We start from the raw sequence: 24,903 nt of genomic DNA, 5'->3' as shown, positions 1-24,903 counted from the left end.
GCCGGCCTGCCGCCGCGTGACGCAGGGAAGGCACGAAGGCGCCCGGCACGGCGCAAACAAGACGAGCACGACCAACAGAAGCGGCCGACAGGGAGCTGGCCGCCGCACAAGACAAATCTGGAGGAGCAACATGAAGCGCAACCTCGTTCTGGCGGCGGCCTTTGCCGCCCCCCTTCTTTCCGCCTGCGGCGGCGGCAGCGACAACCCGCCGCCGCTCGTCGAAGAGCGGCTTTGCCCTGCCACGCTCGACTACAACACCGTGTTTACGGGCGGCGCGGGCAGCGGCGAACTCGCGAAGGTCCAGCTCGACACGACCAAGATGACCTGGCAGGTCACCTATGTCGAATCGGCGGTGCCGCAAAAGACCGGCACCGTCACGCCGACCCGCGCGGGTACCGTCGACAGCGGCACGCTCACGCAGGAAACGCTGCTGCCGACCAACAAGCTGAACCAGTGCGCATTTCGCCTGAACGGCGCGAGCCTCGATGCGTCGCGTCCGGCGCGCATCTTCGTCGGCTTCGGCGTCGCGGGCGGCACGATTCCCGGCAAGGAGATCCAGTTCGACGGCGTGCTCGGCCAGGCCGCGGTGCCCGACACGAAATTCCCGTACTACCCGTTCATCGGCTTCTCGTCGATCGAAACCGACATCACGAAGGTCGCGGGCACGTACAGCCACATCGGCTTCGGCGAAGTGCCGTCGCAGAAATTCGGGCCGGCGTCGATCGACGCGAAGGTGACGATCAACGCGGACGGCACGTGGACCAAGTGCGACACGACCGGCCAGTTCGCCGGCGGCGCGTGCACGCAGCAGGGGACGAACTTCGTGCAGTCGGCCGATGGCAGCGGCGCGTTCCAGTCGAACAACTATGCGAGCCAGCTGAAGCCGACGCTGTCGGCCACGCCGCAGGGCAAGGGCTTCATGGTCGTCGGCAAGCTGCGCAACCAGCTCGTGCCGATCCTCGTGCGCACGGGGGTCGCGAACCCGAACCCGACGCCGGACAGCAACGGCGTGCCGGGCCTGACCGCCGACGACGAATCGAGCATCTCGATCCTCGCGCCGCAGACGGCCGTCGCGGCCGGTTCGCAGAACGGCGAATACATCGGCGTCGACAGCCAGTTCGATTACCGGACCACCGCGCTGATCGACAAGCAGGCCACACTGCTCGATCCGTTCCAGCCGTCGCAGGCGTCGCTCACGAGAGTGCTCGACCTCGACTACACGCAGAAGGTGCCGGGCACGGTCACGACGATCCATACGGGTTCGGGCAGCACGTCGCCGACCGGCAAGTTCATCTTCTCGGGTGGCGTGTTCGGTTTCCTCGACAACGCGGGATCGACGCCGTATTTCACGATCGGCGCATTCGTCCAGTAAGCGGAGGGGAAAGCCGTGATGAAGAAAACCCTTCTCTGCGCGGCGGCCGGCGCCGCCGCCGTGGCGCCGCTCGCCGCGCACGCGCAGAGCGCCGGCAGCAACGTCGTCACGCTGGGCTGGTTCCACATCATGCCGCAGCAGAGCAGCACGCCGATGACGACCCACGTCGCGCCGACGCCGATCAACACGCCGCTGCGGCTGCCGCCGTCGTTCACGTCGGCCGGCACCGGGCTGCACACGAGCGGCGCCGACACGGTGGGCCTGACGGTCAGCCACTTCCTGACCGACCACATCGCGGTCACGTCGGTGGCCGGCGTGCCGCCGGTGTTCAAGGTGTCGGGCCAGGGCACGATCAAGCCGCCGGGCCCGGCCGGCGCGCTCGGCACGCAGAACATCGGGCTGGCCTCGGTCAATCCGATCGTGAAGAGCGTGCGGCAGTGGAGCCCGGCGGTGATCCTGCAGTACTACTTCGGGCAGGCGACCGCGAAGTTCCGGCCGTTCCTCGGCCTCGGCGTGTCGTACAACTGGTTCAGCGACCTGCAGCTCAACACGAACTTCATCAAGCAGACGCAGGACAACCTCGGCGCGATCCTCGCGGCGGGCGCGGGCAAGCCGGGCACGACCTCGGTGGAGGCGAAGGCGTCGTCGTCGTGGCAGCCGGTGTTCAACGCGGGCCTGCAATACAACATGACGGAACACTTCGGGCTGGTCGCGTCGGTGACCTACATCCCGCTGAAGACGACGTCGACGGTGACGATCAAGGCGGCGGACGGCTCGGTGCTCGCCGAGTCGAAATCGGACCTGAAGGCAGACCCGATCATCAGCTACGTCGGGATGACGTACAAGTTCTGAGCGCGGCGACCGCCGGCGAATGGCATGCCGCGACACGATCGCAGGCAAAAAAAAGCCCGCCTGATCGGCGGGCTGAATCCATATCAGAGGAGACATGGAGGAGACAGGTGCAATCATAGCGAATCGGTTTCCGCAATGCAACATTTCCGTAGAGAAAATAAGGATTTTCCCTCGAATGCGGCCTCTAGCCCGCCGTGACGGCGCCTGACCCCTTTTCATTCTCCCGGTCGAGCACTTCGCCCAGCGCGTCGCGCAGCAGCGCGACCGGCCGCATGAGGCGGCCCGGCAACGTGCCGTGCACGATCCATACGTTGATCCGCGTTTCCAGCCCCGCCGTTTCCACCACCCTCAGCGCATCGCGATGCGCGCTGCGCGCCAGCGCGTTCGGCGGCGCGATGCCGATGCCGGCACCGCGCGCGACGAGCGACAACTGCAGTTCCGAGCCGAATGCCTCGACCGCGACGTCGAACGGCAACCCGGCCGCGCCGAGCGCACGGCTCAGCGCCGAACGCATCCCGCAGCCGTCCTGGCTCAGCACCCACGGAAAGCCCGATAGCGTGTCGAGCGACAGCGGGCCGTCGGGCAGCGGAAAATCGCGCGCGGCGACGAGCACCGTCGGCTGCGTGGCGAGCAGCGTCGCCGTCAGCGCGTCGGGCAGCGCCGCGCTCGCGGGCACCATCACGGTGGCGACGTCGAGCGCGCCGCGCTCGATGCCCTGCACCAGCGCGGGCGACCAGCCAGCCGTCACGCGCAGCGTGAGGCGCGGAAACGCGTCGCGCAGCCGGTCGACCGGCCGCTCCAGCGCCAGTTCGGACAGAAACGGCGGCACGCCGATGCGCAGCTCGCCCGACGGCTCGCTGTCCGGTGTGCCCGCCGCCAACAGCTCGTCGACCGCGCCAAGCACGTTGCGCGCGAGCGCGTAGACGTCGCGCCCGGCGGCGGTCGGCTTCAGCGGCTTGCTCTGCCGTTCGAGCAACGGCACGCCGAGCAGCGTTTCGAGGTTCTGCACGCGCCGCGTCAGGCCCGGCTGCGTCAGGTGGAGCTTCGCGGCCGCGGCGACCATCGACCCGCTGTCGACGACCGCGACGAACGCCTGGAGATCACGCGTATTCAAAACAAACTCGCATAATCATGTTAGACATATTTCAATTGTCGCATAAACATCGCGCACCTACGATGGGAGTTCCTTCGACCTCCACTTGGTTTGCAATGAACTGCCCTGCCCATCGTTGCTCCGCACCTGCTTCTCCGTCCGTCGCCGCGCAGCCCGCACTGAGCACCGGCATGACGCTGTTCTTCGCCGCGACGGTCGGCGTGATCGTGATGGACCTGTTCGCCGCGCAGCCGTTGACCGGCCCGATCAGCGTGGACCTGCACCTGCCGCCCGGCCTCGCCGGCCTCGTCGCGATGCTGCCGCAGTTCGGCTACGCGGCCGGGCTCGCGTTGCTCGTGCCGCTGGTCGACCTGCTCGAGAACCGCCGCCTGATCGTCGCGACGCTCGCCGTCTGCGCGGCCGCGCTCGCGCTGCCCGCCTTCACGCGGTCGGGTACCGTGTTCCTGCTTGCGACGCTGGTGGCCGGCGCGGCGTCGAGCGTGATCCAGATGCTCGTGCCGATGGCCGCGTCGATGGCGCCCGACGCGCAGCGCGGCCGCGCGGTGGGCAACGTGATGAGCGGGCTGATGCTCGGGATCCTGCTGTCGCGGCCGCTCGCGAGCCTGATCGCGGGGTCGGCCGGCTGGCGCGCGTTCTATCTGCTGGCCGCGCTCGCGAACGCGGCGATCGCCGTCGTGCTCGCGCTGCGCCTGCCGGCGCGCACGCCGTCGATCACGGCCAGCTACCGCGCGTTGCTCACGTCGATGGGACGCCTGCTTGCCGACGAGCCGGTGCTGCGCCGGCATGCGCTGTCGGCCGCGCTCGCGATGGCCGCGTTCAGCGCGTTCTGGACCGCTGTCGGGCTGCGGCTCGCACAGCCGCCGTTCGCGCTCGATCTGCACGGCATCGCGCTGTTCGCGTTCGCCGGCGCGAGCGGCGCGATCGTCACGCCGCTCGCCGGCCGCGCGGGCGACCGCGGCCACGGCCCGGCCGCGCAGCGGCTCGCGCACGGCACGATGCTCGCGGCGCTCGTCGTGCTCGGCGTCGCCGGCGCAGGCTGGTTCGGTTTCGATACGCACGCGCATCGCGGCGTCGCGCTCGCGCTGCTGGCCGGCGGCGCGGCGCTGCTCGATGCGGGCGTGATCGTCGACCAGACGATCGGTCGCCGCGCGATCAACCTGCTGAACCCGGCCGCGCGCGGCCGCCTGAACGGGCTGTTCGTCGGGCTGTTCTTCGTCGGCGGCGCGCTCGGCGCGGCGCTCGCGGGCAGCGCGTGGGCATCGGGCGGCTGGAGCGCGGTGTGTGGTGTCGGGTTCGCGTTCGCCGGCGCGGCAGCCGTGTTCGGGCTGGCGACCGGACGCGGGGCCGGCGCGGCGGCGCTGGATCGGCCGCGTGCGTGAGCACGCACCGGTGAAGCGGCGCCCAAAAGCCGAACGCCCCGCCCTCTCGCGAGGGACGGGGCGTTCGGTACGCCGGGGTCGGCCGGGAATCAGTGCCGGACCAGCGCCATCATCGCGCCGAAGCCGACGAACAGCCCGCCCGTCAGCCGGTTGAACACCTTCGCGACGCTCTGGCTCTTCAGCGTGGCGCCGATGCGCGTGCCGAACGACGCGTAGACGAGATACCAGCTCACCTCGATCACCGCGAACGTGACGACGAGGATGCCGAACTGCGGCAGCGTCGGCTCGGCCGCATTGATGAACTGCGGCAGCAGCGCGGCCGCGAACAGGATCGCCTTCGGGTTGCTGCCCGCGACCAGGAAGCCGTTGCGGAACAGTGCGACGCGCGATGCCGATGCCGATGCCGCTTGCGACACCGCATCGACGTCGGCCGCCGGCGCGTCGTCCACCCGTGCGCGCCACGCCTTCACGCCGAGATAGATCAGGTAGGCCGCGCCCGCGAAGCGCAACGCATCGAACGTCGCCGGCCATGCCTCGAGCACCGCGCCGAGCCCGGCCGCGGAAACCGCGAGCATCAGCACCAGCGCGCTCAGGCAGCCGGCCATCGTCGCGGACGAGCGCCGCAGCCCGTGGCGCGCGCCGTGCGTCATCACGAGCAGCATGTTCGGGCCCGGAATCGCCGACACGACGAACACCGTCGCCACGAAAAGCCACCACGTATGCAAGTTCATGACTGCCTCTGCCTGAAATAAATGTAGGGAAAACGGACTGTCGATTATGCCGTGCGCAGCGCGCTTCTGGCGTGTCAGCGGCCGGCGCGGCGCAGCGCGGCCTCGCCGAGCACCGCGAAATCCTGGTCGCCGCCGCCGTGCGCGAGCGCATCGAGCAGGCTGTCGCGCACGACGCTCGCCACCGGCAGCGGCACCGACGTCGCGTCGCCCGCCTCCAGCGCGAGCCGGACGTCCTTCAGCCCGAGCCGCGCCTTGAAGCGCGCGGGCTCGTAGCGCCGCTCGGCGATCATCGCGCCGTAGCCTTCGTAGACGGGCCCCGGAAACACGCTGCTGGTGATCACGTCGAGGAAATCGCGCATCGCGACGCCGTGCGCGCCGAGCAGCGCGGACGCCTCGCCGAGCGTCTCGATCGCCGACGCGAGCGTGAAGTTCGCGGCGATCTTGGCGACGTTCGCATGCTGCGGCAGCGAGCCGAACCGCCAGGTCTTCTGGCCGATCGCATCGAACAGCGGCTGCACGCGGTCGATCGCCTCGGCCGGGCCGCCGGCCATGATCGTCAGGCGCGCGGCGGCCGCAACGTCGGGCCGCCCCATCACCGGCGCGGCGACATAGTCGATGCCGCGCGACGCATGCGCGTGCGCGAGCGATTCGGCGAGCGCGACCGACACCGTCGCCATGTTCACGTGGATCAGCCCGCGCGGCGCCTGGGCCAGCAGCGCGTCGTCGAACACCGCGCGCGCGGCCGCATCGTCGCCAAGCATCGAGAACACCGCATCGCCGCGAAACGCGTCGGCCGGCGTGTCGACGATCAGCGCGCCGAATGCCGCGAGCGGCTCGGCCCGCTCGCGCGACCGGTTCCAGACCCGCACCGTGTGGCCCGCCTTCAGCAGGTTCGTCGCGATCGCCTGCCCCATTTCGCCCAGCCCGATAAACCCGAGATCCATGTCCCGCTCCTTCGCTCCGTGAAGCCGCGAGTTAAACACAGATGCCGGCGCGCTGCAGCGCCTGCCGCCGGCCGGGCGCGGTGCGCACCGGCGCCTGAAAAAAACAAAACCCCGCATGCCGGAGCATGCGGGGTTGGCCGACCAATGACCGGCAACGCCGGCCGTGGCCGCGAGCCGCTTAGTTCTGCGTGCCTGCGTCGTTCGTGCCGGCTGCCGATGCGGCTGCCGCCTTCGCCTGGCCCTTCTTCGAACCGTGGTGCTTCAGCTGGTGCTTCGGCTTGCTGTGATCCTTCTTGGCCGGTGCCGAAGCGGCGGCCGACGTGTCGGCTGCCGGCGCGGACGCCTGTGCGAATGCCGAAACCGATGCGAGAGCGAATGCTGCGGCGATGATCGAAGCGAGCGTCTTCTTCATTGTTCTTCCTTTAGCGGAGAAAAAATCAAACGTACCGGTAATGAGAGATGCGAGGCATTCGCACCGGAGCCCCAGGCCGCGAGGCCGGCTTTCGCCGTTCCGTCGCGACAAAACCTGGCGCACTCGTTCCATAACGCACCGCGTTCGCCGCAAGTTGACACGTTGCGTGCATCCTCGGGTTTCCCCGGGGGCGGCCGCGTCGGCCGCCGCCGCGCGGCACCGCAAACCGGCTCGCGCGGCGCCGGAGCGACGCTTATACTGGCGTCCATCCGTCCCTTTCCCCGGAAACCGGGCGCGGCCGGTCGCACGACCGCCGCCGTCTCGAGGCGCTCAAATTGCCCGATCACAATCTGGACAAACTGAAAATCGACCGGCGTCCGATCGCCCCGGCGCCACGCCGGCGTCGCTGGGCGCGCTATGCAGTCGCCGCCGCGCTCGTCGTCATCGCGATCGTCGCCGGCCTCGCGCTCACCGGCCGGCCGACCGTCGACACCACGTCCGTCACGTCCGCCTACCCGTACCAGAACGACACGCAGCTCAATGCGACCGGCTATGTCGTGCCGCAGCGCAAGGCCGCGGTCGCGTCGAAGGGCCAAGGGCGCGTCGAGTGGCTCGGCGTGCTCGAAGGCACGCGCGTGAAGCAGGACGAGATCATCGCGCGGCTCGAAAGCAGCGACGTGCAGGCGTCGCTCGCCCAGGCGCGCGCGCAGGTGCAGGTGTCCCGCGCAAACCTCGGCGTCGCGCAGGCCGAACTGAAGGACGCCGAAATCGCGCTGCGCCGCACCGCCGCGCTCGCGCCGAAGGGCGCGGTACCGGCCGCGCAGCTCGACACCGACACGGCGCGCGTGAACAAGGCGCGCGCGACGCTCAACAGCGACCAGGCCGCGATCGCGTCGGCGGAAGCGAACGCGCAGGCCGCGCAGGTGGCGGTCGACCAGACGGTGATCCGCGCGCCGTTCGACGGCATCGTGCTCGCGAAGCACGCGAACGTCGGCGACAACATCACGCCGTTCTCGTCCGCGTCGGACAGCAAGGGCGCGGTCGTGACGATCGCCGACATGGAGACGCTCGAGGTCGAGGCCGACGTCGCCGAATCGAACATCGCGAAGATCCGCGCCGAGCAGCCGTGCGAGATCCAGCTCGACGCGCTGCCCGACATGCGCTTCGCCGGCCGCGTGTCGCGCATCGTGCCGACCGTCGACCGCTCGAAGGCCACCGTGCTCGTGAAGGTGCGCTTCGTCGACCGCGACGAGCGCGTGCTGCCCGACATGAGCGCGAAGATCGCGTTCCTGTCGAAGCCCGCGTCGCCGCAGGACCGGCAGCCGGTGACGGCCGTGCAGGCGAGCGCGGTGGTCGAGCGCGACGGCCGGCCGGTCGTGTTCGTCGTGAAGGACGACGCCGTGCATGCGGTGGCCGTGACGAAGGGCGCGCGGATCGGCGAGCTCGTCGCGGTGCGCGGCGTGAAGGCCGGCGACACGGTCGTGCTCGCGCCGGGCGCGAAGCTGAAGGACGGCGCGAAAGTGGCCGTCGCGAAGAAGTAGCGCGCGTGAACGACGCCCGGCCGCCCCTCGTCGAGCTCAGCCACGTCGCGAAGTCGTACCGGCGCGGCAACCAGGTCGTGCCCGTGCTGACCGACATCACGCTCGACATCGGCGAAGGCGACTTCGTCGCGCTGATGGGGCCGTCGGGCTCCGGCAAGAGCACGCTGCTGAACCTCGTGGCCGGCATCGACCGGCCCGACAGCGGCGAGCTGCGCGTCGGCGGCCTCGACATCTCGCAACTCGCCGAGGCGCAACTGGCCGAATGGCGCGCGGCGAACGTCGGCTTCATCTTCCAGTTCTACAACCTGATGCCCGTGCTCACCGCGTTCGAGAACGTCGAGCTGCCGCTGATGCTCACGCACCTGTCGCGCCGCGAGCGACGCGAACGCGTCGAGCTCGTGCTCGACATGGTGAATCTCGGCGATCGCACGAGCCATTACCCGTCCGAGCTGTCGGGCGGCCAGCAGCAGCGCGTCGCGATCGCGCGCGCGCTGATCACCGATCCGGTGCTGATCGTCGCCGACGAGCCGACCGGCGACCTCGACCGCGCATCGGCCACCGACGTGCTCGCGATGCTGCAGCGGATGAACGCCGAGCTCGGCAAGACGATCATCATGGTGACGCACGACGCGCACGCGGCCGGCGCCGCGCGCTCGCTCGTCCATCTGGAAAAAGGGGAACTGATCGATGGGCACGCCGGCTGACCGGCAGCGGGGGCGCGCGCCATGTACGTGCTGAAGCTGATCGCCCGCAACGCGCTGCGGCACCGGCTGCGCACGCTGCTGACCGTGCTCGGGCTCACGATCGCCGTGCTCGCGTTCGGGCTGCTGCACACCGTCGTCGACGCGTGGTACGCGGGCGCGGCGGCCGCGTCCAGCGGGCGGCTCGTCACGCGCAACGCGATCTCGCTGGTGTTTCCGCTGCCGGTCAGCTACGAGAACCGCATTCGCGGCGTCGACGGCGTGACGGCCGTGGTCCGCTCGAACTGGTTCGGCGGCATCTACCGCGACCCGAAGAACTTCTTCGCGAGCTTCGCGGTGTCGGAGAACTATCTCGACCTGTATCCGGAATTCATCCTGCCGGCACAGCAGCGCGCCGACTACGACCGCGACCGCCGCGGCTGCCTCGTCGGCCGCCAGCTCGCGACGCAGTTCGGCTTCAAGGTCGGCGACGTGATTCCGCTGAAGGGCACGATCTACCCGGGCACGTGGGACTTCGTCGTGCGCGGGATCCTCGACGGCCGCGACGATTCGACGATCACGCGTCAACTGGTGTTCCACTGGGATTACCTGAACGAGACGGTGCGCAAGCGCACGCCGAAGCAGGCCGACCAGGTCGGCGTGTTCGTGCTCGGCGTCGCGAACCCCGACGATGGCGCGTCGATCGCGCGCAACGTCGACGCGGTATTCAAGAACTCGCTCGCCGAAACGCTGACCGAAACCGAGCAGGCGTTCCAGCTCGGCTTCGTCGCGATGTCGAACCAGATCATCGCGGCGATCCGCCTCGTGTCGTACGTGGTGATCCTGATCATCATGGCCGTAATGGCCAACGCGATGGCGATGAGCGCGCGCGAACGCACGGCCGAATACGCGACGCTGAAGGCGCTCGGCTTCGGCCCCGGGTTCCTCGCGCTGATCGTGTTCGGCGAATCGGTCGTGATCGCGGTGATCGGCGGCGGGCTCGGGATTCTCGCGACGCCGCCCGCCGCGAGCCTGTTCAAGCAGGCGGCGGGCGGCATTTTCCCGGTATTCAAGGTGTCGACCGAAACCGTCGTGCTGCAGGCCGCGTGTTCGGTCGCGGTCGGCCTCGCGGCCGCGCTCGTGCCGGCGTGGCAGGCCGCGCGCGTGCGCGTGGTCGAAGGCCTGCGGGCGATCGGGTAAGGCGCGCATGGCGATCCCGCTCACCTACATCGCACGCAATCTGTGGACCCGGCGCCTCACCACCGCGCTCACCGCCGGCGGGATGGCGCTCGTGATCTTCGTGTTCGCGACGGTGCAGATGCTCGATGCCGGCCTCACGAAAACGCTCGTGTCGACCGGCGAACCCGACAACGCGGTGGTGATCCGCAAGGGCGCCGAGACCGAGATCCAGAGTTCGATCGACCATCAGCAGGCCAACGCGCTCGAGATGCACCCGGCCGTCGCGCTCGGCCCGGACGGACGGCCGCTCGTGTCGAAGGAGGCCGTGGTGCTGATCTCGCTCGTCAAAACGTCGACCGGCAAGCCGTCGAACGTCGTGATCCGCGGCGTGTCGCCGGCCGGCCTCGCGCTGCGGCCGCACGTGAAGCTCGTGGCCGGCCGCCCGTTCGCGCCCGGCTCGTCGGAGATCGTCGTCGGCAGCGCGATCGCGAAAGGCTTCAGCGGCACGCAGCTCGGCGACAGCCTGCACTTCGCGCAGCGCGACTGGACCATCGTCGGCATCTTCGACGCGGGCGGCAGCGGCTTCGATTCGGAGATCTGGGGCGACGTCGACCAGCTGATGCAGTCGTTCCGCCGCACCAGCTATTCGTCGATGGTGCTGCGCATCCCGAGCACCGACGGATTCGCGCGCTTCAAGGCCGACATCGACGTCGACCCGCGGCTGACCGACGAGGCGAAGCGCGAGCAGACCTTCTACGGCGACCAGTCGAAGGCGCTGTCGACGTTCATCAACATCCTCGGCATCACGCTGTCGACGATCTTCTCGATCGCCGCGATGATCGGCGCGATGATCACGATGTATGCGTCGGTCGCGAACCGCGTGGCCGAGATCGGCACGTTGCGCGCGCTCGGCTTCAAGCGCACCAACGTGCTCGCCGCATTCCTGCTGGAGGCGCTGCTGCTCGGCTTCGTCGGCGGCGTCGCGGGGCTCGCGTGCGCGTCGCTGATGCAGTTCGCGTCGTTCTCGACGACCAACTTCCAGACCTTCTCGGACCTGTCGTTCCGCTTCGTGCTGACGCCCGCGATCGTCGTGAAGACGCTCCTGTTCTCGCTCGTGATGGGGCTCGTCGGCGGGTTCCTGCCGGCGATGCGCGCCGCGCGGCTGAAAATCGTCGACGCGCTGCGCGCGCAGTGACGCGCACCGCCGACGCACACGTTCAACGTTCGCGCGGCACCCACGCGCCGTGGAACCCGGCCGGCACGCGGCGCGGCAGGTGCACGGTCGCGACCGGCCCCGCGTCGATCGCGCGCGCATCGAGGATCACGACGTCGCTCGTATCCGTCGCCGCGCGGTAGACCATCACGAGCAGCCAGCCGTCGTCCTCGTCCGCGCCGCCGGGGCGCGGCACGAACACCGGCTCGCCGTTCTGGTCGCCGGCCGGCACCGCGTAGTGCATCGTCGTGCCGCGCACATGGTCGAAGCGCATCACGCCGCGCATTTCCGCGTTATTCGGCTGCTCGGCCGCATACAGATAGCGATAGCGGCGCCCGGTCCGGCTTTCGTTGATGCGCGGCAGCTCGATGCCGCCTTCGGCGAGCGGCCCTTCGTCGATCAGGCCGTTCGCGGTGTCGATCACGTAACGCCACAGCTCGCCGACCGGGTTGTCGGCGAAGCGGCCCGTGCGCGCGTCGAGCCGCAGGAACGACGGATAGCGCACCGCATCGAGCACGATGCACGACGCGTCGCAGTCGTACGCGTTCACGACGTGCTGGATGAAGCACGGCTCGACGCCGAACCAGCGCACGTCGCCGCCGTGGCGCGGCAGCACGCCGATGCGCGCGGGCCGGTCGTCGTGCCAGCGCAGCGGCATCCGGTGGCCCTGCTTCAGCAGCGAGAAGTCGTAGCCGACGTTCAGGTCGAGCAGCAGGCTGCGGGTTTCGGTGATCGCGAGGTCGTGCATCATCGACGGCGCGCCCAGCTCGATCTCGAGATCGACGCGCGGCACGCCGTGCGCATCCGCGACGCCGTAGCGCAGCCACGGCGCGCGCCAGTCCGCGCGGAACAGGATCAGCTCGCCGGTTACCGGGTCGACCTTCGGATGCGCGGTCATCGCTCCGTCGAACCCCGCGTGCCGCGCCGGCACGCCGAACGAATCGAGCGCGGCGGTGATCGCGAGCGGCGCGCCGCCCTCGGCCAGCGCGAGCAGTTCGCCCGCATGCTGCAGCACGTTCACGTTCGGATTGGTGTCGGGAAGATGCGGCACTTGCCCCGGTGCGTGGACGGCAGCCCAGCGCCGCGTGCGCGCCCAGCGGTTCCGGTAGCCGGCCGCGCGGCCGCCGTCGAACGCGATCGCATGCAGCATCGCGGCCTCCGGCCACCACGACAGCACGTCGTTGCCTTCGAAGCGGCCGCCCGGCGGGTTCGGGCCGTTGCGCAGCAACGCGCCGTCGAGTTCGCGCGGAATGGCGCCCGTCACGCGCAGCTCGACGATATCGACTTCGTCGGCGACCGGCGCGATCGCGCCGCGGTTCAGGTCGAATACGGTCATCGCGTCGGCGCTCCGTCAGCAGTCGTCGGCGGCCGGCGGCAAATCGCCGCGCGCCAGTGCGAGCGCATGGTCGCGCACGTCGTCCGGCCAGCCGGCGATCAGCTCGGCCAGCCGCGCCGGATCGTTCGCATACAGCGCCCGCGCGGCTTCCTCGAAACCGGGCAGGTCGCCCGCCATCGCCGACATGAAGTGGTACGCGCGCGCCTGCGCGTCGCGGTGCCGGTCGGCTGCCGCATGCGTGCGTCGCGCGTCCTCGACGAGCTTGCGCAGCGCGACCGACGCGCCGCCCGGCTGCGCGCCGAGCCATTCCCAGTGACGCGGCAGCAGCGTGACCTCGCGCGACACCACGCCGAGCTTCGGCCGGCCTCGGCCGCGCTGTTCGCCTGCGCCTGCACCTGCCGGCTCGCCGGCGCCGCCGGATGCGTCGCCCGACGGCGCCGCATAGCGCGCACGGATGTCGTCCGCCGTGCCGCGCAAGTCGAGGTCGATCGAGCGGCCCGTCGCGTCGTCGAAGATCAGGATCGTGCCGGGCGTCGCGTCGCCGGCCGCCTGCCGGACCGCGAGCGCGACCGTCGCAAGCGGGCCCGACGCGAGCCGCCGATGGCCGTCGAAGGCCGTGTAAGAAGGAAGGAGCGTGGAAGAGGTCATCGTGATCGCCCGCAGGGTGGAATCGGAATGGCGCTATTTTTATCCGGGTATTAATTGGATGTCAATATTATCCGGGTAAAAAATATCGTCACTACAGAATTCCATCCTGTGCGGGCGACCGGCGCGGCCGATCAGGCCGCCCGCACCGGCGCCACGATGCCGCGCGCGCTGGCCAGCGCGTCGTCGAGCGACACATGCCCTTCGAACGCCGACGACGCCGGCGGCGGCAGGTTCTCCTCGATCGCGTGCGCGAACTGCACGCCGGCATCGTCGGCGAGCCGCGCGCGCAGCGCGGCGACGCGCGGGAACGCATCGCGCTCGAACACCGCGTGATAGTCGGCCCAGCGCGCGATTCCCGTGAAGTACGCGTCGGCCAGCGTGCGCCGTGCGCCCAGCAGCCACGGCCCTTCGCCACGCTCGAGCAGCGCTTCGAGCTGCCGGTGCGCCTTCAGCACCTTGCCGCGGCCGTACGCCTGCAGCGCCGCCTTCTCGCTGCCTTCGGCGCCGTGTTCGTACACGTACCAGAGCGCGCCGAACGCGCTGAAGAACGTCGTGTTCAGCCACGCCAGCATCCGGTTCAGCCGGTCGAAATCCGCGCTGCCCTGTCGAAACGCGAGGCCGCTGTCGAGCGCCTGCGCGCCGATATGGCCGAGGATCGCGATGCTTTCGGTCAGCACGTCGCCGGCCGCGGTGACGAACGCCGGCGTCTCGGCGACGGGGTTCAGTGCGACGAAGGCGTCGCTCGTCACGGCGCCCGGCATCGTGATGCGCGACAGCCGGTACGGGCGGCCGGTCCATTCGAGCGCGACGATCGAGCCGAACGAGCAGCCGGCGGGAATACCGTAGAGAAGGATCGGAGACATCGGGGAATTCCGCGGAAGTTGAACGAGCAGTCATGCTCCCACGGCGAACGATGGCGCAGTAGCCGCTAAAATCGAAACCCGTCGTTTCTCCATATGGACGCTGGAAGTGAATCTGAACGACCTCTACCTGTTCGTGCAGGCGGTGGATGCCGGCAGCATGTCGGCGGCCGCGCGCCGGCTCGACCTGCCGAAATCGACGGTCAGCAAGCGCGTGGCCGAACTCGAGCGCACGCTCGGCGCGCGGCTCGTGCATCGCACGTCGCGCAGCTTCCGGCTCACGCCGGTCGGCGCCGAATTCTTCGAGCATGCGCGCGCGGCCGTGATCGAGGCCGACAGCGCGCGCGACGCGGTGCTGCGGCAAACCGCCGAGCCGGCCGGCGTCGTGCGGATCACGAGCTCGGTGCCGGTCGCGCAGCACATCCTCGCGCCGTGCCTGCCGGCGCTGGCGATCGCGCATCCGAAGCTGCTGCTGCAGATCCATGCGAGCGACCGCCTCGTCGACATCGCGCAGGAAGGCTTCGACATCGCGGTGCGCAGCCATTTCGCGCCGCTGCCCGATTCCGCGCTCGTGCAACGGCCACTCGCGGCGTCGCCGATCGTCGTCGTGGCAGCGCCGGCCTATCTCGCGCGGGCCGGCACGCCCGACACGCCGGCCGATCTCGCGCAGCATGACGGGCTCCACCCGGGCACGCAGCCATGGCGGCTGCAGCGCGGCGGCGATACCGTCGACGTGACGCCGCGCCTGCGGCTGCAGGCCGACGAATCGACGCTGTTGCTGCAGGCGGCGGCCGCCGGCCTTGGCCTCGCGTGCCTGCCCGACTGGATCGCCGATACCGGGCTCGCGTCCGGCGCGCTCGTGCGCGTGCTGCCCGGTTGGCGCGCCGGCACCGTCACGACGACGCTGCTGATGCCGCATCGGCGCGGCCAGTTGCCCGGCGTACGCGCCGCCGTCGAGTTTCTCGCGCAGCACGTGGCGCGCCATCACGGCAGCGGCGCGGACGACGCGCGCGCGTGACCGCGCCCTTCATCGATCGATTCAAATGCTGAATCGATCAAGTCAGCAATTGGCATGAAAGCGCAAATACCGACATGACAGAATGGCCCGGACGCCCTGCCCGCCTCGGCGTCCGGTGCCCGGCCTCCGCCGGCGGCATCCACACATTACGCGCGCACCCGACGCGCCTGCCGCACGACGGCGCCTTCCGCCCTTCGGAGGAGACAGGTCATGAATCCGCTTCACGCATTGCCGACGTCCGCGTCGGCAACGGCCCGGCGCACCCGCGTGCGCTGGCTGGTGCTGGCCGTGCTGTTCGCGGTCACGACGATCAACTATGCGGATCGTGCGGCGATCGCGATCGCGGGCCCGAGCCTCGCCCGCGCGCTGCACCTGAGCCACGTGCAGATGGGCTTCATCTTTTCCGCGTTCGGCTGGTCGTACGTGATCGCGCAATTGCCGGGCGGCTGGCTGCTCGACCGCTTCGGTTCGCGGATCGTCTACGCATTCAGCATCTTCTTCTGGTCGCTGTTCACGCTGCTGCAGGGCGGGATCGGCTTCTTCGGCGGCGCGGCGGCGTTCGCGCTGCTGTTCGGGCTGCGCTTCCTGGTCGGCGCGGCCGAGGCGCCGTCGTTCCCGGCCAACAGCCGGATCGTGTCCGCGTGGTTCCCGGCCGCCGAACGCGGCACCGCGTCGGCGATCTTCAACGCCGCGCAGTACGCGGCGACCGTCGTGTTCGCGCCGCTGATGGGCTGGCTCGTGCACGCGTTCGGCTGGCAGTCGGTGTTCGCGGTGATGGGCGTGCTCGGCTTCGCGTTCGTGCTGGTGTGGAACCGCACGATGTACGACCCGAAGGCGCACCCGACCATCAACCGCGCTGAACTCGACTACCTCGCCGAAGGCGGTGCGCTCGTCAACATCGATCAGGCGACGGGCGCACGCGCCGACGGCCCGTCGATGCGTCACGTGAAGGCGCTGCTGAGAAACCGGATGCTGGTCGGCGTGTACGTCGCGCAGTACTGCATCAACGCGCTCACCTACTTCTTCATCACGTGGTTTCCCGTCTATCTCGTGCAGGCGCGCGGGATGTCGATCCTCAACGCGGGGCTCGTCGCGTCGATCCCGGCCGTGTGCGGGTTCCTCGGCGGAATTCTCGGCGGCGTCGTGTCCGATGCGCTGCTCAAGCAGGGCCGGTCGCTGTCGGTCGCGCGCAAGGTGCCGATCGTGATCGGCATGCTGCTGTCGATGTCGATGATCGTCTGCAACTACACGGATTCGCACGTGCTCGTCGTGCTGTTCATGGCGCTGTCGTTCTTCGGCAAGGGGCTCGGCGCGCTCGGCTGGGCCGTCAACGCCGACACCGCGCCGCGCCAGATCGCCGGCCTGAGCGGCGCGCTGCTCAACACGTGCGGCAATCTTTCCAGCATCACGACGCCGATCGCGATCGGCTATATCGTCGACCGCAGCGGCTCGTTCAACGGCGCGCTCGTCTATGTCGTCGCGCATGCGCTCGTCGCCGTGATCTGCTACCTGTTCGTCGTCGGCGAGATCCGCCGCGTCGAGCTTCAATGAACGGCGCGGGCCGCGCCGGCGCGTCCGGCGGCCCGCACGCCACCGGAACCAGGAGCGAACCGATGTCCGAACCCAGCCGTGCCGGCACCCCGCGCGTCATGCGCATGCAGGTGATTCCCGTCGCCGGCCGCGACAGCATGCTGCTCAACCTGTGCGGCGCGCACGCGCCGTACTTCACGCGCAACCTCGTGATCCTCGACGACAGTAGCGGGCATACGGGCGTCGGCGAAGTGCCGGGCGGCGAAGGCATCCGCCACGCGCTCGAGCGCATGACGGATCTCGTGGTCGGCCAGTCGATCGGGCGCTACCAGGCGACGCTCAACGCGGTGCGCGCGGCGCTGTCCGGCGCGGGCGCCGGTGCCGGCCGCACGATCCGCCATGAAGTGACGTCTGCCGGCGAGGCGGCCGTGCTGCGCCAGCCGCACGAAATCAACCTGCGGCTCGACAACGTGATCACGGCGATCGAAGCCGCGCTGCTCGACCTGCTCGGCCAGCACCTCGACGTGCCGGTCGCGGCGCTGCTCGGCGAAGGCCAGCAGCGCGATGCGGTACCGATGCTCGCGTACCTGTTCTATCTTGGCGACCGACGTCGCACCGATTTGCCGTATCGCGACGACGCTCACGCATCGGATGCCTGGTTCCGGCTACGCAACGAGGCGGCGCTGACGCCGGCCGCGATCGCGCGACAGGCCGAAGCCGCGGTCGAACGCTACGGTTTCGCCGATTTCAAGCTGAAGGGCGGCGTGATGGCCGGCGCCGACGAGATGGAGGCGATCGCGGCGATCAAGGCGCGCTTTCCCGACGCGCGCACGACGCTCGACCCGAACGGCGCGTGGTCGCTCGACGAGGCCGTCGCACTGTGCCGCGGGCAAGGCCACCTGCTCGCGTACGCGGAAGATCCGTGCGGGCCGGAAGGCGGCTATTCGGGCCGCGAGGTGATGGCCGAATTCCGCCGCGCGACGGGGATCCCGACCGCGACCAACATGATCGCGACCGACTGGCGGCAGATGGATCATGCCGTGCGGCTGCAGGCGGTCGACATTCCGCTCGCCGATCCGCATTTCTGGACGATGCAGGGCTCGGTACGGCTCGCGCAGCTGTGCCGCGACTGGGGGCTCACGTGGGGCTCGCACTCGAACAACCACTTCGACGTATCGCTCGCGATGTTTACGCATGCGGCGGCGGCCGCGCCCGGCACGATCACCGCGATCGACACGCACTGGATCTGGCAGGAAGGCGACGCGCGGCTCACACGCGAGCCGCTCGCGATCGTCGGCGGCAAGGTGGCCGTGCCGGAACGGCCGGGGCTCGGGATCGAGCTCGACATGGCGCAGATCGAGGCCGCGCATGCGCTGTACAACGCGGTGGGTGGTACGGCGCGCGACGATGCGGTCGCGATGCGGTATCTGGTGCCGGGGTGGACTTATGATCCGAAGCGGCCGAGTCTGGGGCGGGTTTAGGGCGGGGTGGCGGGTGGGCTGACGGGTGGCGGTTGCCAAACGCGGAAAACGGTCGCATCCTGCCGGCTGCCTGGCTCGGCCCGCGCGGCGGACGGTCGGGTGCCCTCTTCCCTCCGCACAAGAACGCTTTTCATGACGTCATCCGATCCGACACCGCGGCAGATCATCGTCTTCGTGCTGTATTCGGTGCTGTGCCTGCCCGCGAGCATGACCGTCGCCGGGTATGTCGCGACCCGGATCACGCAGAACGTATCGAACTTCGAAGGCGGGGCGGGCTATGCGGCGCTGTGGTGGATCGTCATTCTGACCTGCGCGTTCTGCGGGCTGTCGATCGCTCTCTGCGTGCTGCTGCGGAAGAGGACCGCGGTGCTCGCGGTCATGACGGTGGGGTTCGCCGTGTTGTCGGTGCCGACGTTCAGATTGATCCACGCGCTGGCAACTTAGCGCGTCGGTCAAGGTCACGCGAAAAACAAAAAGGCCCGATCTCGCGATCGGGCCTTTCGAATTCCGTTGGTGGAGCGGAGGAGGATCGAACTCCCGACCTTCGCATTGCGAACGCGACGCTCTCCCAGCTGAGCTACCGCCCCAACAGTCGATCATCATACACACGCATTTCCGCGCTTGGCAATAGGGGTTACGTCACCCCGACGCGTTATTTTGACGGCGCGCCGGCCAGCACCCATTCGACCACCGACCGGACGTCGGCGTCGCTCATGCGCGGATGCGCGGGCATCGGAATCGCGCCCCAGACGCCCGAGCCGCCGTCCTTCACCTTCTTCGACAGCTTCGCGACCGCCTGCGGATCGGACTTGTAGCGCGCCGCGATATCCTTGAACGACGGGCCGACGAGCTTGCGGTCGACCGCGTGGCAGCCCATGCACGCGTTGCTGCGGGCAACCTTCAGGCCGTCGCCGACGTCCGCGTGCGCGGCACCCAGCGTGCCGGCCACGAGCGCCGCGGCCGCCGCGCCCTGCGCGATCCATCGTTTGATCTGCTTCATCTGCCTGCCCGTCATTGCGCCTTCGCCTTCGGATTGCCCAGATGCACGCTCGACGAATTCGAGATCGGCGCGGGCGGCTGCAGCGGTGCGGACTGCACCGACGCATCGGGCACCGCGCCCACCGTCGCGCTGTCCGCCGGGGCGGCAGCCGCCTGTGCGCCGGATGCGCCGCTCGCGGGCGACGCGTCCTGCAGCGCCTGCGCGTCCTGCGGCTTCACGTACTGGAACACCTTCACGACCTTCTCGACGCCCGGCACCTGGCTCGCGGCTTCCGCGCCGCGATTGCCTTCGTCCACCGTGACGAGCCCCATCAGGTAAAGATTGCCGCGTTCGCTGACGACCTTGTAGTAGTTCGCCGAGATGCCCTTCGTCGCGATCAGCTCCGACTTCACGCGCCCTTCGAGGTACGAGTCGTTCGCGCGCGACGACAGCGACGACGCCGGCCCGACCGACAGCTCGTTGACGATGCCGTTCACGTTGTTGATGCCGCGCACGATTTCCTCGGCGCGCTGCTTCGACGCATCGTTCGGCACTTCGCCCGTCAGCAGCACGCGGCGGTTGAACACCGTCACGTTCACGTGCGACTGGTCCGGCAGCCCGTTGTTGATCTGCGTGAGCGACTTGACCTGGATCTCGCGATCCTCGGTCTGCGCGCCGAGCGTGCGGCGATCGGTCGCGATCAGCGCGCCGCCGCCGGCCGCTGCGCCCACGACCCCGAGCACACAACCCTGCAGCGACACGGCGAGGCCCGCCGTCAGCGCGGCGAGCAGCGTGGTTCTGACGAGCGTCTGTTTGACGCGGCTTTGATTCATCGACGGCTCTCCTTCGTTCAATCCTCACCCAGCAGCATCGCGTCGATGCCGTCGCACAGGCAGTGGATGGTCAGCAGATGGACTTCGTGGATGCGCGCCGCGCGAACGGCGGGCACGCTGATCGGAATATCGGTATCGGACAGCGCGGCCGCGACCGTGTGGTCGTTGCCGCCCGTCAATGCGACGACGGTCATCTCGCGCTCGTGCGCCTCGTCGATCGCCGCGAGCACGCGCGGCGATGCGCCGAGCGCGTCGAGCACCAGCAGGATGTCGCCCGTCTGGCCCAGCACGCGCACCTGCTGCGCGAACAACTGCTCGGCCGCCGCCGCGCCCGCGAGGCCGGCCTGCGATGCGTCGGTGGCCAGCGCGATCGCGGGCAGGCCCGGACGCTCGCGCTCGAAACCGCCGACGAGCGACGCGGCGAGGTACTGCGCGGCGGCGGCCGACGGGCCGTCACCGCACGCGACGATCTTGTTGCCGTTCGCCAGTGCGGCGAACATCGCATCGACCGCGGCTGCGATCGGCAGCGACAACGCGTCGGCCGCTTCGGCGTGAAGCGCGGCGCTGTCGCGGAATTGTTGCTGAATACGTTCGACTGACATCGATTCCTGGTGAACTGGGCGCGCGGCACCACGCGCGCGACATCGTGGGTGCGGCGAGTTTACCGTACTCCGGCGCCCTCTCCGGGGGTCCGGCGAGAACTCTTTACATCTCGTCACAGCTCGCGGCTATGCATCGTCGGTACGAAATGCGTCGCGCAGCCACGCAAGCCGTCCGGCCTCGAACGCGACGACGTCGAAACGGCACGCGGCGCCGCCGCCGTGCCGCGACCAGAACTGCAGCGCGGCCGCGACCAGACGCCGCCGCTTGCGCCAGCCGACGCTCGCGGCCGCGCCGCCATGCCGGGTGCTGCGCCGCGCGCGCACTTCGACGAACACGAGCATGCCGTCGGGCTCGCGCATCACGAGATCGAGCTCGCCGCCGCGCATCGTCACGTTCGCGGCGACGAACGCGAGGCCGCGGCGCTCGAGAAACTGCCGCGCGCGCTGCTCGAACGCGGCGCCGACCGGTTTGGATCGCGCCGCGCCGGAAAAGTTGTCGCCCGAACGCGGCCGACCGCGCGCGCCATCCGGCCGCGCCGGCGCCGCGTGGCACAATGCCGTCCTTGTTCCGCTCGTGCCGCGATTGCGTGCATTGCCTGCCATGACTGCCCTCCTCGAACTCGCGCGTACGCAGCACTACCCGGACGCCGCGCTCTACGTGGTCGCCACGCCGATCGGCAATACGGCCGACATCACGCTGCGCGCGCTGCACGTGCTCGGCCTCGCCGACCGCATCGCGGCCGAAGACACCCGCAACACGGGCCAGCTGCTCGCCCGCTACGGGATCTCGAAACCGCTCGTGGCCGTGCACGAGCACAACGAACGCGAGGCCGCGCAGCGCGTGATCGAACTGCTGCGTGGCGGCGAACGCGTGGCCTACGTGTCGGACGCCGGCACGCCGGGCATCTCGGACCCCGGCGCGCGGCTCGTCGACGCCGTGCGCGCGGCCGGGTTCGCGGTGATTCCGCTGCCGGGCGCGAGCGCGGCCGTGGCCGCGCTGAGCGTGGCCGGCGACTGGGCCGGCGCGTTCACGTTCGCGGGCTTCCTGCCGCCGAAGGCGAAACAGCGCGCGACCGCGCTGCAGGCGCTGGCGTCGCACCCGTACGCGCTGGTGTTCTACGAAGCGCCGCACCGGATCGCCGAAACGGTCGACGCGCTCGCCGACGCATTCGGCCCCGCGCGCCGGCTGCTGATCGCGCGCGAACTCACCAAGCTACACGAGCAGTTGTTCCAGGGCACCCTGGCCGAAGGACAGAGCTGGCTCGCCGGCGATGCGAACCGGCAGCGCGGCGAGTTCGTGCTGGTCGTCGAAGGCGCGCCGGCGACAAGCGGCGAAGCCGACGACACCGCGCACGACGCATTGCTCAGGCTGTTGCTGGAAGAGGTGCCGGTAAAGAGCGCGGCCAAGCTCGCGGCCGCGCTGACGGGCGCATCGCGCAACATGCTGTATGCACGTGCGCTCGTGCTGAAGGAAGGCAAGGAAGACTGACGCGACGACACCGCGCGGAAACGACAAAGGGCTGCCGGAAGGCAGCCCTTTGCGCATGAGCGGACGAGCCGCCGGGTGGTTACGCCGGATTGTTGCGCCGCGTTACTTCGCCGAGATCGACGCGAACATTTCGTCACGCGCCTCGCGCGCTTCCCGCGGCGACAGCCCTTCGATCTTCACGCGGCCCGTGCCGGCGTGCACGAGGCCGATCACCTTGGCCGCCGCATACGACAGGTCGAGCACGCGGCCGCGCTTGAACGGCCCGCGATCGTTGACCTTCACGACGACCCACTTGCCGGTCGATGCGTTCGTCACCTTGATGTACGACGACAGCGGCAGCGTGCGGTGCGCGGCGGTGAACGCGTTCATGTTGAAGCGTTCGCCGTTCGCGGTGCGGCGGCCGTGGAAATCCCGCCCGTACCACGATGCGCGGCCGCTCTGGCGGAAATCGGACACATCCTTGCCGTCGATCGGCTCGGCGTCCGCCAGCGACGACTTCTTCGCGTCCTTGCTGTCGGCAGCCGGCATCGATGCCAGCGCGGAATCGAAATTGAGCGGCTGCTTGTCGTCGTCCGCCTTCGCGGCAGCGGCGGTCTTGTCGACCGCCTTCTTCTGGCTCACGCTGCCGGTGGTCTGGCTGGATGGCACCGCACAGCCCGTCAGCGCAAAAAACAATGCAATGGTTCCGAATCGGCTCGGAAAACGTAAATTCATCGACGTGTCGCCTTCTGGTTCGGGCCGCATCGATACAACGCTGCTTCACAACGCAGACACAGCGGCCCGGACGGCAAATGCGTGCACGCCCCGCTCGAATGCGAGCAGGCGGCTAGCATGGGCGCGGCGTTCGTCTAGGCCGCAACCGTCCTGATTAGCTTTCACGTCTGGCGCAACCTGTCCCCAACAGCCTGACCAGACCCCACATGCCGCCATCGAACATGGCTCCACGTTCGCGCGCGTCGCTACGACCAACGCACAGGAACGGCGGCACAGGCCTCATCCGGCGGCGCGGCAGCAGGGCCGCAGGCGGGCGCGCAGCACCCGGCCGGACAAGACGTGAGCACCGACTGCTCGGTGCTGGATACACCGCCGGACTCCCCGGCGGCTGATGCTTGACGGTGAATCGGACGCCTCGTTTAACGGGGCCGATACACCAGCGAATGGCGTGAAATTCACGCGCAATGGGGCGCATTATACATAAATCAAAACCTTGTCTCGAAAAGGGCCCCCGGCGGGCCATTGATTCTCGCTATGGTTGTAACAATCGGCATGCTCCGGGAATGCCCTGATCCGCGTGCCGCGGCATGCATCGCACGCCCGGCAGGCCGCGCGCGCGACCGGTACAATCGCTCCTTTTAGCCGCCGGTGCCTCCATGAAAGTCACGCTCATTCCGGTCACGCCGTTCCAGCAGAACTGCTCGCTGCTCGTCTGCGAGAAGACGGGCCGCGCCGCCGTCGTCGATCCGGGCGGCGATCTCGACCGGATCGAACAGGAAGTCGCGCGGCAGAACGTGCAGGTCGAGAAGGTGCTGCTCACGCACGGGCACATCGATCACTGCGCGGGCGCGAAGACGCTCGCGACGCGCTACGGCGTGCCGATCGAGGGGCCGCAGGAAGAAGAGCGCTTCTGGATCGAGAAGCTGCCGACGCAGAGCGAGCGCTTCGGCTTTCCGGCCGCCGACGTGTTCGAGCCCGACCACTGGCTGAACGACGGCGACACCGTGCGGTTCGGCGACGAGACGCTCGAGGTCTATCACTGCCCGGGCCACACGCCCGGCCACGTCGTGTTCTTCAGCCGCGCGCATCGCCTCGCGATCGTCGGCGACGTGCTGTTCGCGGGCTCGATCGGCCGGACCGATTTCCCGCGCGGCAATCACGAGGATCTCGTCCGTTCGATCAAGGAAAAGCTGTGGCCGCTCGGCGACGACGTCACGTTCGTGCCCGGTCACGGCCCGGTGTCGACGTTCGGCGACGAGCGCCGCACGAACCCGTTCGTGTCCGACAAGGTGTTCGGATGAACCAGACCGCCATCCCGGAGATTTACGTCAGCACCGACGTCGAAGCCGACGGCCCGATTCCCGGCCCGCATTCGATGCTGAGCTTCGCGTCGGCCGCCTATACCGAGGACAAGCAGCTGATCGCGACGTTCTCCGCGAACCTCGAGACGCTGCCGGGCGCGCACGCGCACCCGGTGCAGGAAGCGTGGTGGAAGACCGAGCCGGAAGCCTGGGCCGCCTGCCGGCGCGACCTGCAGGCGCCCGACGCGGCGCTGGTCGCCTACGTCGAATGGGTCGAGGCGCTGCCCGGCAAGCCGGTGTTCGTCGCGATGCCGGCCGGCTTCGATTTCACGTTCATGTTCTGGTACATGATGCGGTTCGCGGGGCGCTGCCCGTTCTCGTGGTCGGCGCTCGACATCAAGACGCTCGCGTTCGCGATGACGGGCCTGCCGTACCGCAAGGCGATCAAGCCGCGCTTTCCGAAGCACTGGTTCGACGATCATCCGCACACGCACGTCGCGCTCGACGACGCGATCGAGCAAGGCGCGCTGTTCTGCAACATGCTCGCCGACCTGCGTCGGCAGCAGGCCGCGCTGGCGGGCCTGGCGGTGTCGGATACCGATCGGTCGGAAAGCGCGGGGGCGGGACAAAATCCCACGGATCCGCGAGCAAATTAGCGAATCTCGCTCAACGGCGCGTCGCCAGATTGCCTTTCC

General features: G+C 69.3%; 26 protein-coding genes and 1 tRNA gene. 14 read left to right on the top strand and 13 right to left on the bottom strand.

Features of this window, described 5'->3' with window-relative positions; translation table 11 throughout:
- The first annotated feature begins 130 nt into the window (after positions 1 to 130).
- Positions 131 to 1,372 carry a DUF2957 domain-containing protein gene (locus tag CFB49_RS01150; RefSeq protein ID WP_089434405.1) on the top strand — a complete coding sequence of 414 codons (1,242 nt, stop codon included), beginning with the start codon at positions 131 to 133 and terminating at the stop codon, positions 1,370 to 1,372.
- 18 nt (positions 1,373 to 1,390) lie between these two features.
- The gene (locus tag CFB49_RS01145; protein WP_069619231.1) at positions 1,391 to 2,224 is read left to right on the top strand and encodes an OmpW/AlkL family protein; all 834 of its coding nucleotides are present in this window, start codon (positions 1,391 to 1,393) and stop codon (positions 2,222 to 2,224) included.
- 184 nt (positions 2,225 to 2,408) lie between these two features.
- On the opposite strand, the gene CFB49_RS01140 is transcribed toward CFB49_RS01145, so the two are convergent.
- Positions 2,409 to 3,338, bottom strand: a complete 930-nt coding sequence (locus CFB49_RS01140; protein ID WP_089490567.1) for a LysR family transcriptional regulator — start codon at positions 3,336 to 3,338, stop codon at positions 2,409 to 2,411.
- A 95-nt stretch (positions 3,339 to 3,433) separates the two neighbouring features.
- Here CFB49_RS01140 and CFB49_RS01135 point away from each other — a divergent pair, with 95 nt between their 5' ends.
- Positions 3,434 to 4,717 carry an MFS transporter gene (locus CFB49_RS01135; protein WP_089490566.1) on the top strand — a complete coding sequence of 428 codons (1,284 nt, stop codon included), beginning with the start codon at positions 3,434 to 3,436 and terminating at the stop codon, positions 4,715 to 4,717.
- An 89-nt stretch (positions 4,718 to 4,806) separates the two neighbouring features.
- Here the strand turns inward: CFB49_RS01135 and CFB49_RS01130 are convergent, their stop codons facing one another.
- The 3 genes from CFB49_RS01130 to CFB49_RS01120 form a co-directional block, all read right to left on the bottom strand.
- Positions 4,807 to 5,448 carry a LysE family translocator gene (locus tag CFB49_RS01130; protein WP_069619228.1) on the bottom strand — a complete coding sequence of 214 codons (642 nt, stop codon included), beginning with the start codon at positions 5,446 to 5,448 and terminating at the stop codon, positions 4,807 to 4,809.
- A 74-nt stretch (positions 5,449 to 5,522) separates the two neighbouring features.
- Positions 5,523 to 6,509, bottom strand: coding sequence for an NAD(P)-dependent oxidoreductase (locus CFB49_RS01125; RefSeq protein WP_256979893.1), 987 nt, complete (start codon positions 6,507 to 6,509; stop codon positions 5,523 to 5,525).
- Between the two features lie 61 nt (positions 6,510 to 6,570).
- Positions 6,571 to 6,804, bottom strand: a complete 234-nt coding sequence (locus CFB49_RS01120) for a hypothetical protein (RefSeq protein ID WP_012327737.1) — start codon at positions 6,802 to 6,804, stop codon at positions 6,571 to 6,573.
- A gap of 335 nt (positions 6,805 to 7,139) precedes the next feature.
- Here CFB49_RS01120 and CFB49_RS01115 point away from each other — a divergent pair, with 335 nt between their 5' ends.
- The 4 genes from CFB49_RS01115 to CFB49_RS01100 are packed head-to-tail and all read left to right on the top strand — an operon-like array spanning position 7,140 to position 11,399.
- Positions 7,140 to 8,345, top strand: coding sequence for an efflux RND transporter periplasmic adaptor subunit (locus tag CFB49_RS01115; RefSeq protein ID WP_069619227.1), 1,206 nt, complete (start codon positions 7,140 to 7,142; stop codon positions 8,343 to 8,345).
- Between the two features lie 5 nt (positions 8,346 to 8,350).
- On the top strand, positions 8,351 to 9,049 hold the full coding sequence (locus CFB49_RS01110) for an ABC transporter ATP-binding protein (protein ID WP_069619226.1): 699 nt from the start codon (positions 8,351 to 8,353) through the stop codon (positions 9,047 to 9,049).
- A 21-nt stretch (positions 9,050 to 9,070) separates the two neighbouring features.
- Positions 9,071 to 10,225, top strand: a complete 1,155-nt coding sequence (locus CFB49_RS01105) for an ABC transporter permease (RefSeq protein ID WP_069619225.1) — start codon at positions 9,071 to 9,073, stop codon at positions 10,223 to 10,225.
- A gap of 7 nt (positions 10,226 to 10,232) precedes the next feature.
- Positions 10,233 to 11,399, top strand: coding sequence for an ABC transporter permease (locus tag CFB49_RS01100; protein ID WP_089490564.1), 1,167 nt, complete (start codon positions 10,233 to 10,235; stop codon positions 11,397 to 11,399).
- A 22-nt stretch (positions 11,400 to 11,421) separates the two neighbouring features.
- Here CFB49_RS01100 and CFB49_RS01095 read toward each other — a convergent pair whose 3' ends face one another.
- The 3 genes from CFB49_RS01095 to CFB49_RS01085 form a co-directional block, all read right to left on the bottom strand.
- Positions 11,422 to 12,753: a carotenoid oxygenase family protein gene (locus CFB49_RS01095; RefSeq protein WP_089490563.1), complete on the bottom strand. Its 1,332-nt coding sequence runs from the start codon at positions 12,751 to 12,753 to the stop codon at positions 11,422 to 11,424.
- 15 nt (positions 12,754 to 12,768) lie between these two features.
- Positions 12,769 to 13,401 carry a DUF2239 family protein gene (locus CFB49_RS01090; RefSeq protein WP_089490562.1) on the bottom strand — a complete coding sequence of 211 codons (633 nt, stop codon included), beginning with the start codon at positions 13,399 to 13,401 and terminating at the stop codon, positions 12,769 to 12,771.
- Between the two features lie 131 nt (positions 13,402 to 13,532).
- On the bottom strand, positions 13,533 to 14,264 hold the full coding sequence (locus CFB49_RS01085) for a glutathione S-transferase family protein (protein ID WP_089490561.1): 732 nt from the start codon (positions 14,262 to 14,264) through the stop codon (positions 13,533 to 13,535).
- 100 nt (positions 14,265 to 14,364) lie between these two features.
- Here CFB49_RS01085 and CFB49_RS01080 point away from each other — a divergent pair, with 100 nt between their 5' ends.
- From CFB49_RS01080 to CFB49_RS01065, 4 genes are all read left to right on the top strand, one after another.
- Positions 14,365 to 15,279, top strand: coding sequence for a LysR substrate-binding domain-containing protein (locus tag CFB49_RS01080; RefSeq protein ID WP_249190666.1), 915 nt, complete (start codon positions 14,365 to 14,367; stop codon positions 15,277 to 15,279).
- A gap of 210 nt (positions 15,280 to 15,489) precedes the next feature.
- A complete protein-coding gene (locus tag CFB49_RS01075) occupies positions 15,490 to 16,830 on the top strand; it encodes an MFS transporter (RefSeq protein ID WP_089490560.1) in 1,341 nt (446 codons plus the stop codon).
- 62 nt (positions 16,831 to 16,892) lie between these two features.
- Positions 16,893 to 18,290, top strand: a complete 1,398-nt coding sequence (locus CFB49_RS01070; protein WP_089490584.1) for an enolase C-terminal domain-like protein — start codon at positions 16,893 to 16,895, stop codon at positions 18,288 to 18,290.
- Positions 18,291 to 18,422: 132 nt separating this feature from the next.
- Positions 18,423 to 18,734, top strand: a complete 312-nt coding sequence (locus CFB49_RS01065) for a hypothetical protein (RefSeq protein ID WP_089490559.1) — start codon at positions 18,423 to 18,425, stop codon at positions 18,732 to 18,734.
- A 67-nt stretch (positions 18,735 to 18,801) separates the two neighbouring features.
- Here CFB49_RS01065 and CFB49_RS01060 read toward each other — a convergent pair.
- The 5 genes from CFB49_RS01060 to CFB49_RS01040 form a co-directional block, all read right to left on the bottom strand.
- A tRNA-Ala gene (locus CFB49_RS01060) sits at positions 18,802 to 18,877 on the bottom strand.
- A 65-nt stretch (positions 18,878 to 18,942) separates the two neighbouring features.
- Positions 18,943 to 19,305: a c-type cytochrome gene (locus tag CFB49_RS01055; protein WP_069618678.1), complete on the bottom strand. Its 363-nt coding sequence runs from the start codon at positions 19,303 to 19,305 to the stop codon at positions 18,943 to 18,945.
- Positions 19,302 to 20,102 (bottom strand): BON domain-containing protein, encoded by an 801-nt coding sequence (locus tag CFB49_RS01050; RefSeq protein ID WP_089490583.1) that lies wholly within the window; start codon positions 20,100 to 20,102, stop codon positions 19,302 to 19,304. Before CFB49_RS01050 ends, CFB49_RS01055 begins: the two co-directional genes overlap by 4 nt.
- Before the next feature lie 17 nt (positions 20,103 to 20,119).
- Entirely contained in the window at positions 20,120 to 20,704 is a 585-nt protein-coding gene (locus CFB49_RS01045; protein ID WP_050011838.1) for an SIS domain-containing protein, read from the bottom strand.
- Positions 20,705 to 20,830: 126 nt separating this feature from the next.
- Complete coding sequence (locus CFB49_RS01040; protein ID WP_179234847.1) at positions 20,831 to 21,259, bottom strand: YraN family protein; 429 nt, start codon at positions 21,257 to 21,259, stop codon at positions 20,831 to 20,833.
- Positions 21,260 to 21,305: 46 nt separating this feature from the next.
- Here CFB49_RS01040 and rsmI point away from each other — a divergent pair, with 46 nt between their 5' ends.
- Entirely contained in the window at positions 21,306 to 22,193 is an 888-nt protein-coding gene (rsmI, locus tag CFB49_RS01035; protein WP_089490557.1) for a 16S rRNA (cytidine(1402)-2'-O)-methyltransferase, read from the top strand.
- A gap of 102 nt (positions 22,194 to 22,295) precedes the next feature.
- Here rsmI and CFB49_RS01030 read toward each other — a convergent pair whose 3' ends face one another.
- Complete coding sequence (locus tag CFB49_RS01030; RefSeq protein WP_069618681.1) at positions 22,296 to 22,907, bottom strand: septal ring lytic transglycosylase RlpA family protein; 612 nt, start codon at positions 22,905 to 22,907, stop codon at positions 22,296 to 22,298.
- A gap of 656 nt (positions 22,908 to 23,563) precedes the next feature.
- Between CFB49_RS01030 and CFB49_RS01025 the strand changes: the two genes are divergently transcribed.
- Together CFB49_RS01025 and CFB49_RS01020 are read left to right on the top strand one after the other, a co-directional pair.
- Complete coding sequence (locus CFB49_RS01025) at positions 23,564 to 24,208, top strand: MBL fold metallo-hydrolase (RefSeq protein WP_069618682.1); 645 nt, start codon at positions 23,564 to 23,566, stop codon at positions 24,206 to 24,208.
- On the top strand, positions 24,205 to 24,864 hold the full coding sequence (locus CFB49_RS01020) for an exonuclease (protein WP_069618683.1): 660 nt from the start codon (positions 24,205 to 24,207) through the stop codon (positions 24,862 to 24,864). The genes CFB49_RS01025 and CFB49_RS01020 overlap by 4 nt, the downstream gene beginning before the upstream one ends.
- Positions 24,865 to 24,903 lie beyond the last annotated feature (39 nt).

Origin of the sequence: Burkholderia sp. AU17457 (assembly GCF_002223255.1) — a bacterium.
Classification (GTDB): Bacteria; Pseudomonadota; Gammaproteobacteria; order Burkholderiales; family Burkholderiaceae; genus Burkholderia; species Burkholderia sola.
This window is presented reverse-complemented; position numbering and strand designations above follow the sequence as displayed.

What these genes read in the sequence shown, in the direction of transcription:
- CFB49_RS01150 (WP_089434405.1), top strand. Translation starts at nt 131, where the DNA reads ATGAAGCGCAACCTCGTTCTGGCGGCGGCCTTTGCCGCCCCCCTTCTT.
- CFB49_RS01145 (WP_069619231.1), top strand. Translation starts at nt 1,391, where the DNA reads ATGAAGAAAACCCTTCTCTGCGCGGCGGCCGGCGCCGCCGCCGTGGCG.
- CFB49_RS01135 (WP_089490566.1), top strand. Translation starts at nt 3,434, where the DNA reads ATGAACTGCCCTGCCCATCGTTGCTCCGCACCTGCTTCTCCGTCCGTC.
- CFB49_RS01130 (WP_069619228.1), bottom strand. Translation starts at nt 5,448, where the DNA reads ATGAACTTGCATACGTGGTGGCTTTTCGTGGCGACGGTGTTCGTCGTG.
- CFB49_RS01125 (WP_256979893.1), bottom strand. Translation starts at nt 6,509, where the DNA reads ATGCGGGGTTTTGTTTTTTTCAGGCGCCGGTGCGCACCGCGCCCGGCC.
- CFB49_RS01120 (WP_012327737.1), bottom strand. Translation starts at nt 6,804, where the DNA reads ATGAAGAAGACGCTCGCTTCGATCATCGCCGCAGCATTCGCTCTCGCA.
- CFB49_RS01105 (WP_069619225.1), top strand. Translation starts at nt 9,071, where the DNA reads ATGTACGTGCTGAAGCTGATCGCCCGCAACGCGCTGCGGCACCGGCTG.
- CFB49_RS01100 (WP_089490564.1), top strand. Translation starts at nt 10,233, where the DNA reads ATGGCGATCCCGCTCACCTACATCGCACGCAATCTGTGGACCCGGCGC.
- CFB49_RS01095 (WP_089490563.1), bottom strand. Translation starts at nt 12,753, where the DNA reads ATGACCGTATTCGACCTGAACCGCGGCGCGATCGCGCCGGTCGCCGAC.
- CFB49_RS01090 (WP_089490562.1), bottom strand. Translation starts at nt 13,401, where the DNA reads ATGACCTCTTCCACGCTCCTTCCTTCTTACACGGCCTTCGACGGCCAT.
- CFB49_RS01085 (WP_089490561.1), bottom strand. Translation starts at nt 14,264, where the DNA reads ATGTCTCCGATCCTTCTCTACGGTATTCCCGCCGGCTGCTCGTTCGGC.
- CFB49_RS01075 (WP_089490560.1), top strand. Translation starts at nt 15,490, where the DNA reads ATGAATCCGCTTCACGCATTGCCGACGTCCGCGTCGGCAACGGCCCGG.
- CFB49_RS01070 (WP_089490584.1), top strand. Translation starts at nt 16,893, where the DNA reads ATGTCCGAACCCAGCCGTGCCGGCACCCCGCGCGTCATGCGCATGCAG.
- CFB49_RS01065 (WP_089490559.1), top strand. Translation starts at nt 18,423, where the DNA reads ATGACGTCATCCGATCCGACACCGCGGCAGATCATCGTCTTCGTGCTG.
- CFB49_RS01055 (WP_069618678.1), bottom strand. Translation starts at nt 19,305, where the DNA reads ATGACGGGCAGGCAGATGAAGCAGATCAAACGATGGATCGCGCAGGGC.
- CFB49_RS01050 (WP_089490583.1), bottom strand. Translation starts at nt 20,102, where the DNA reads ATGAATCAAAGCCGCGTCAAACAGACGCTCGTCAGAACCACGCTGCTC.
- CFB49_RS01045 (WP_050011838.1), bottom strand. Translation starts at nt 20,704, where the DNA reads ATGTCAGTCGAACGTATTCAGCAACAATTCCGCGACAGCGCCGCGCTT.
- rsmI (WP_089490557.1), top strand. Translation starts at nt 21,306, where the DNA reads ATGACTGCCCTCCTCGAACTCGCGCGTACGCAGCACTACCCGGACGCC.
- CFB49_RS01030 (WP_069618681.1), bottom strand. Translation starts at nt 22,907, where the DNA reads ATGAATTTACGTTTTCCGAGCCGATTCGGAACCATTGCATTGTTTTTT.
- CFB49_RS01025 (WP_069618682.1), top strand. Translation starts at nt 23,564, where the DNA reads ATGAAAGTCACGCTCATTCCGGTCACGCCGTTCCAGCAGAACTGCTCG.
- CFB49_RS01020 (WP_069618683.1), top strand. Translation starts at nt 24,205, where the DNA reads ATGAACCAGACCGCCATCCCGGAGATTTACGTCAGCACCGACGTCGAA.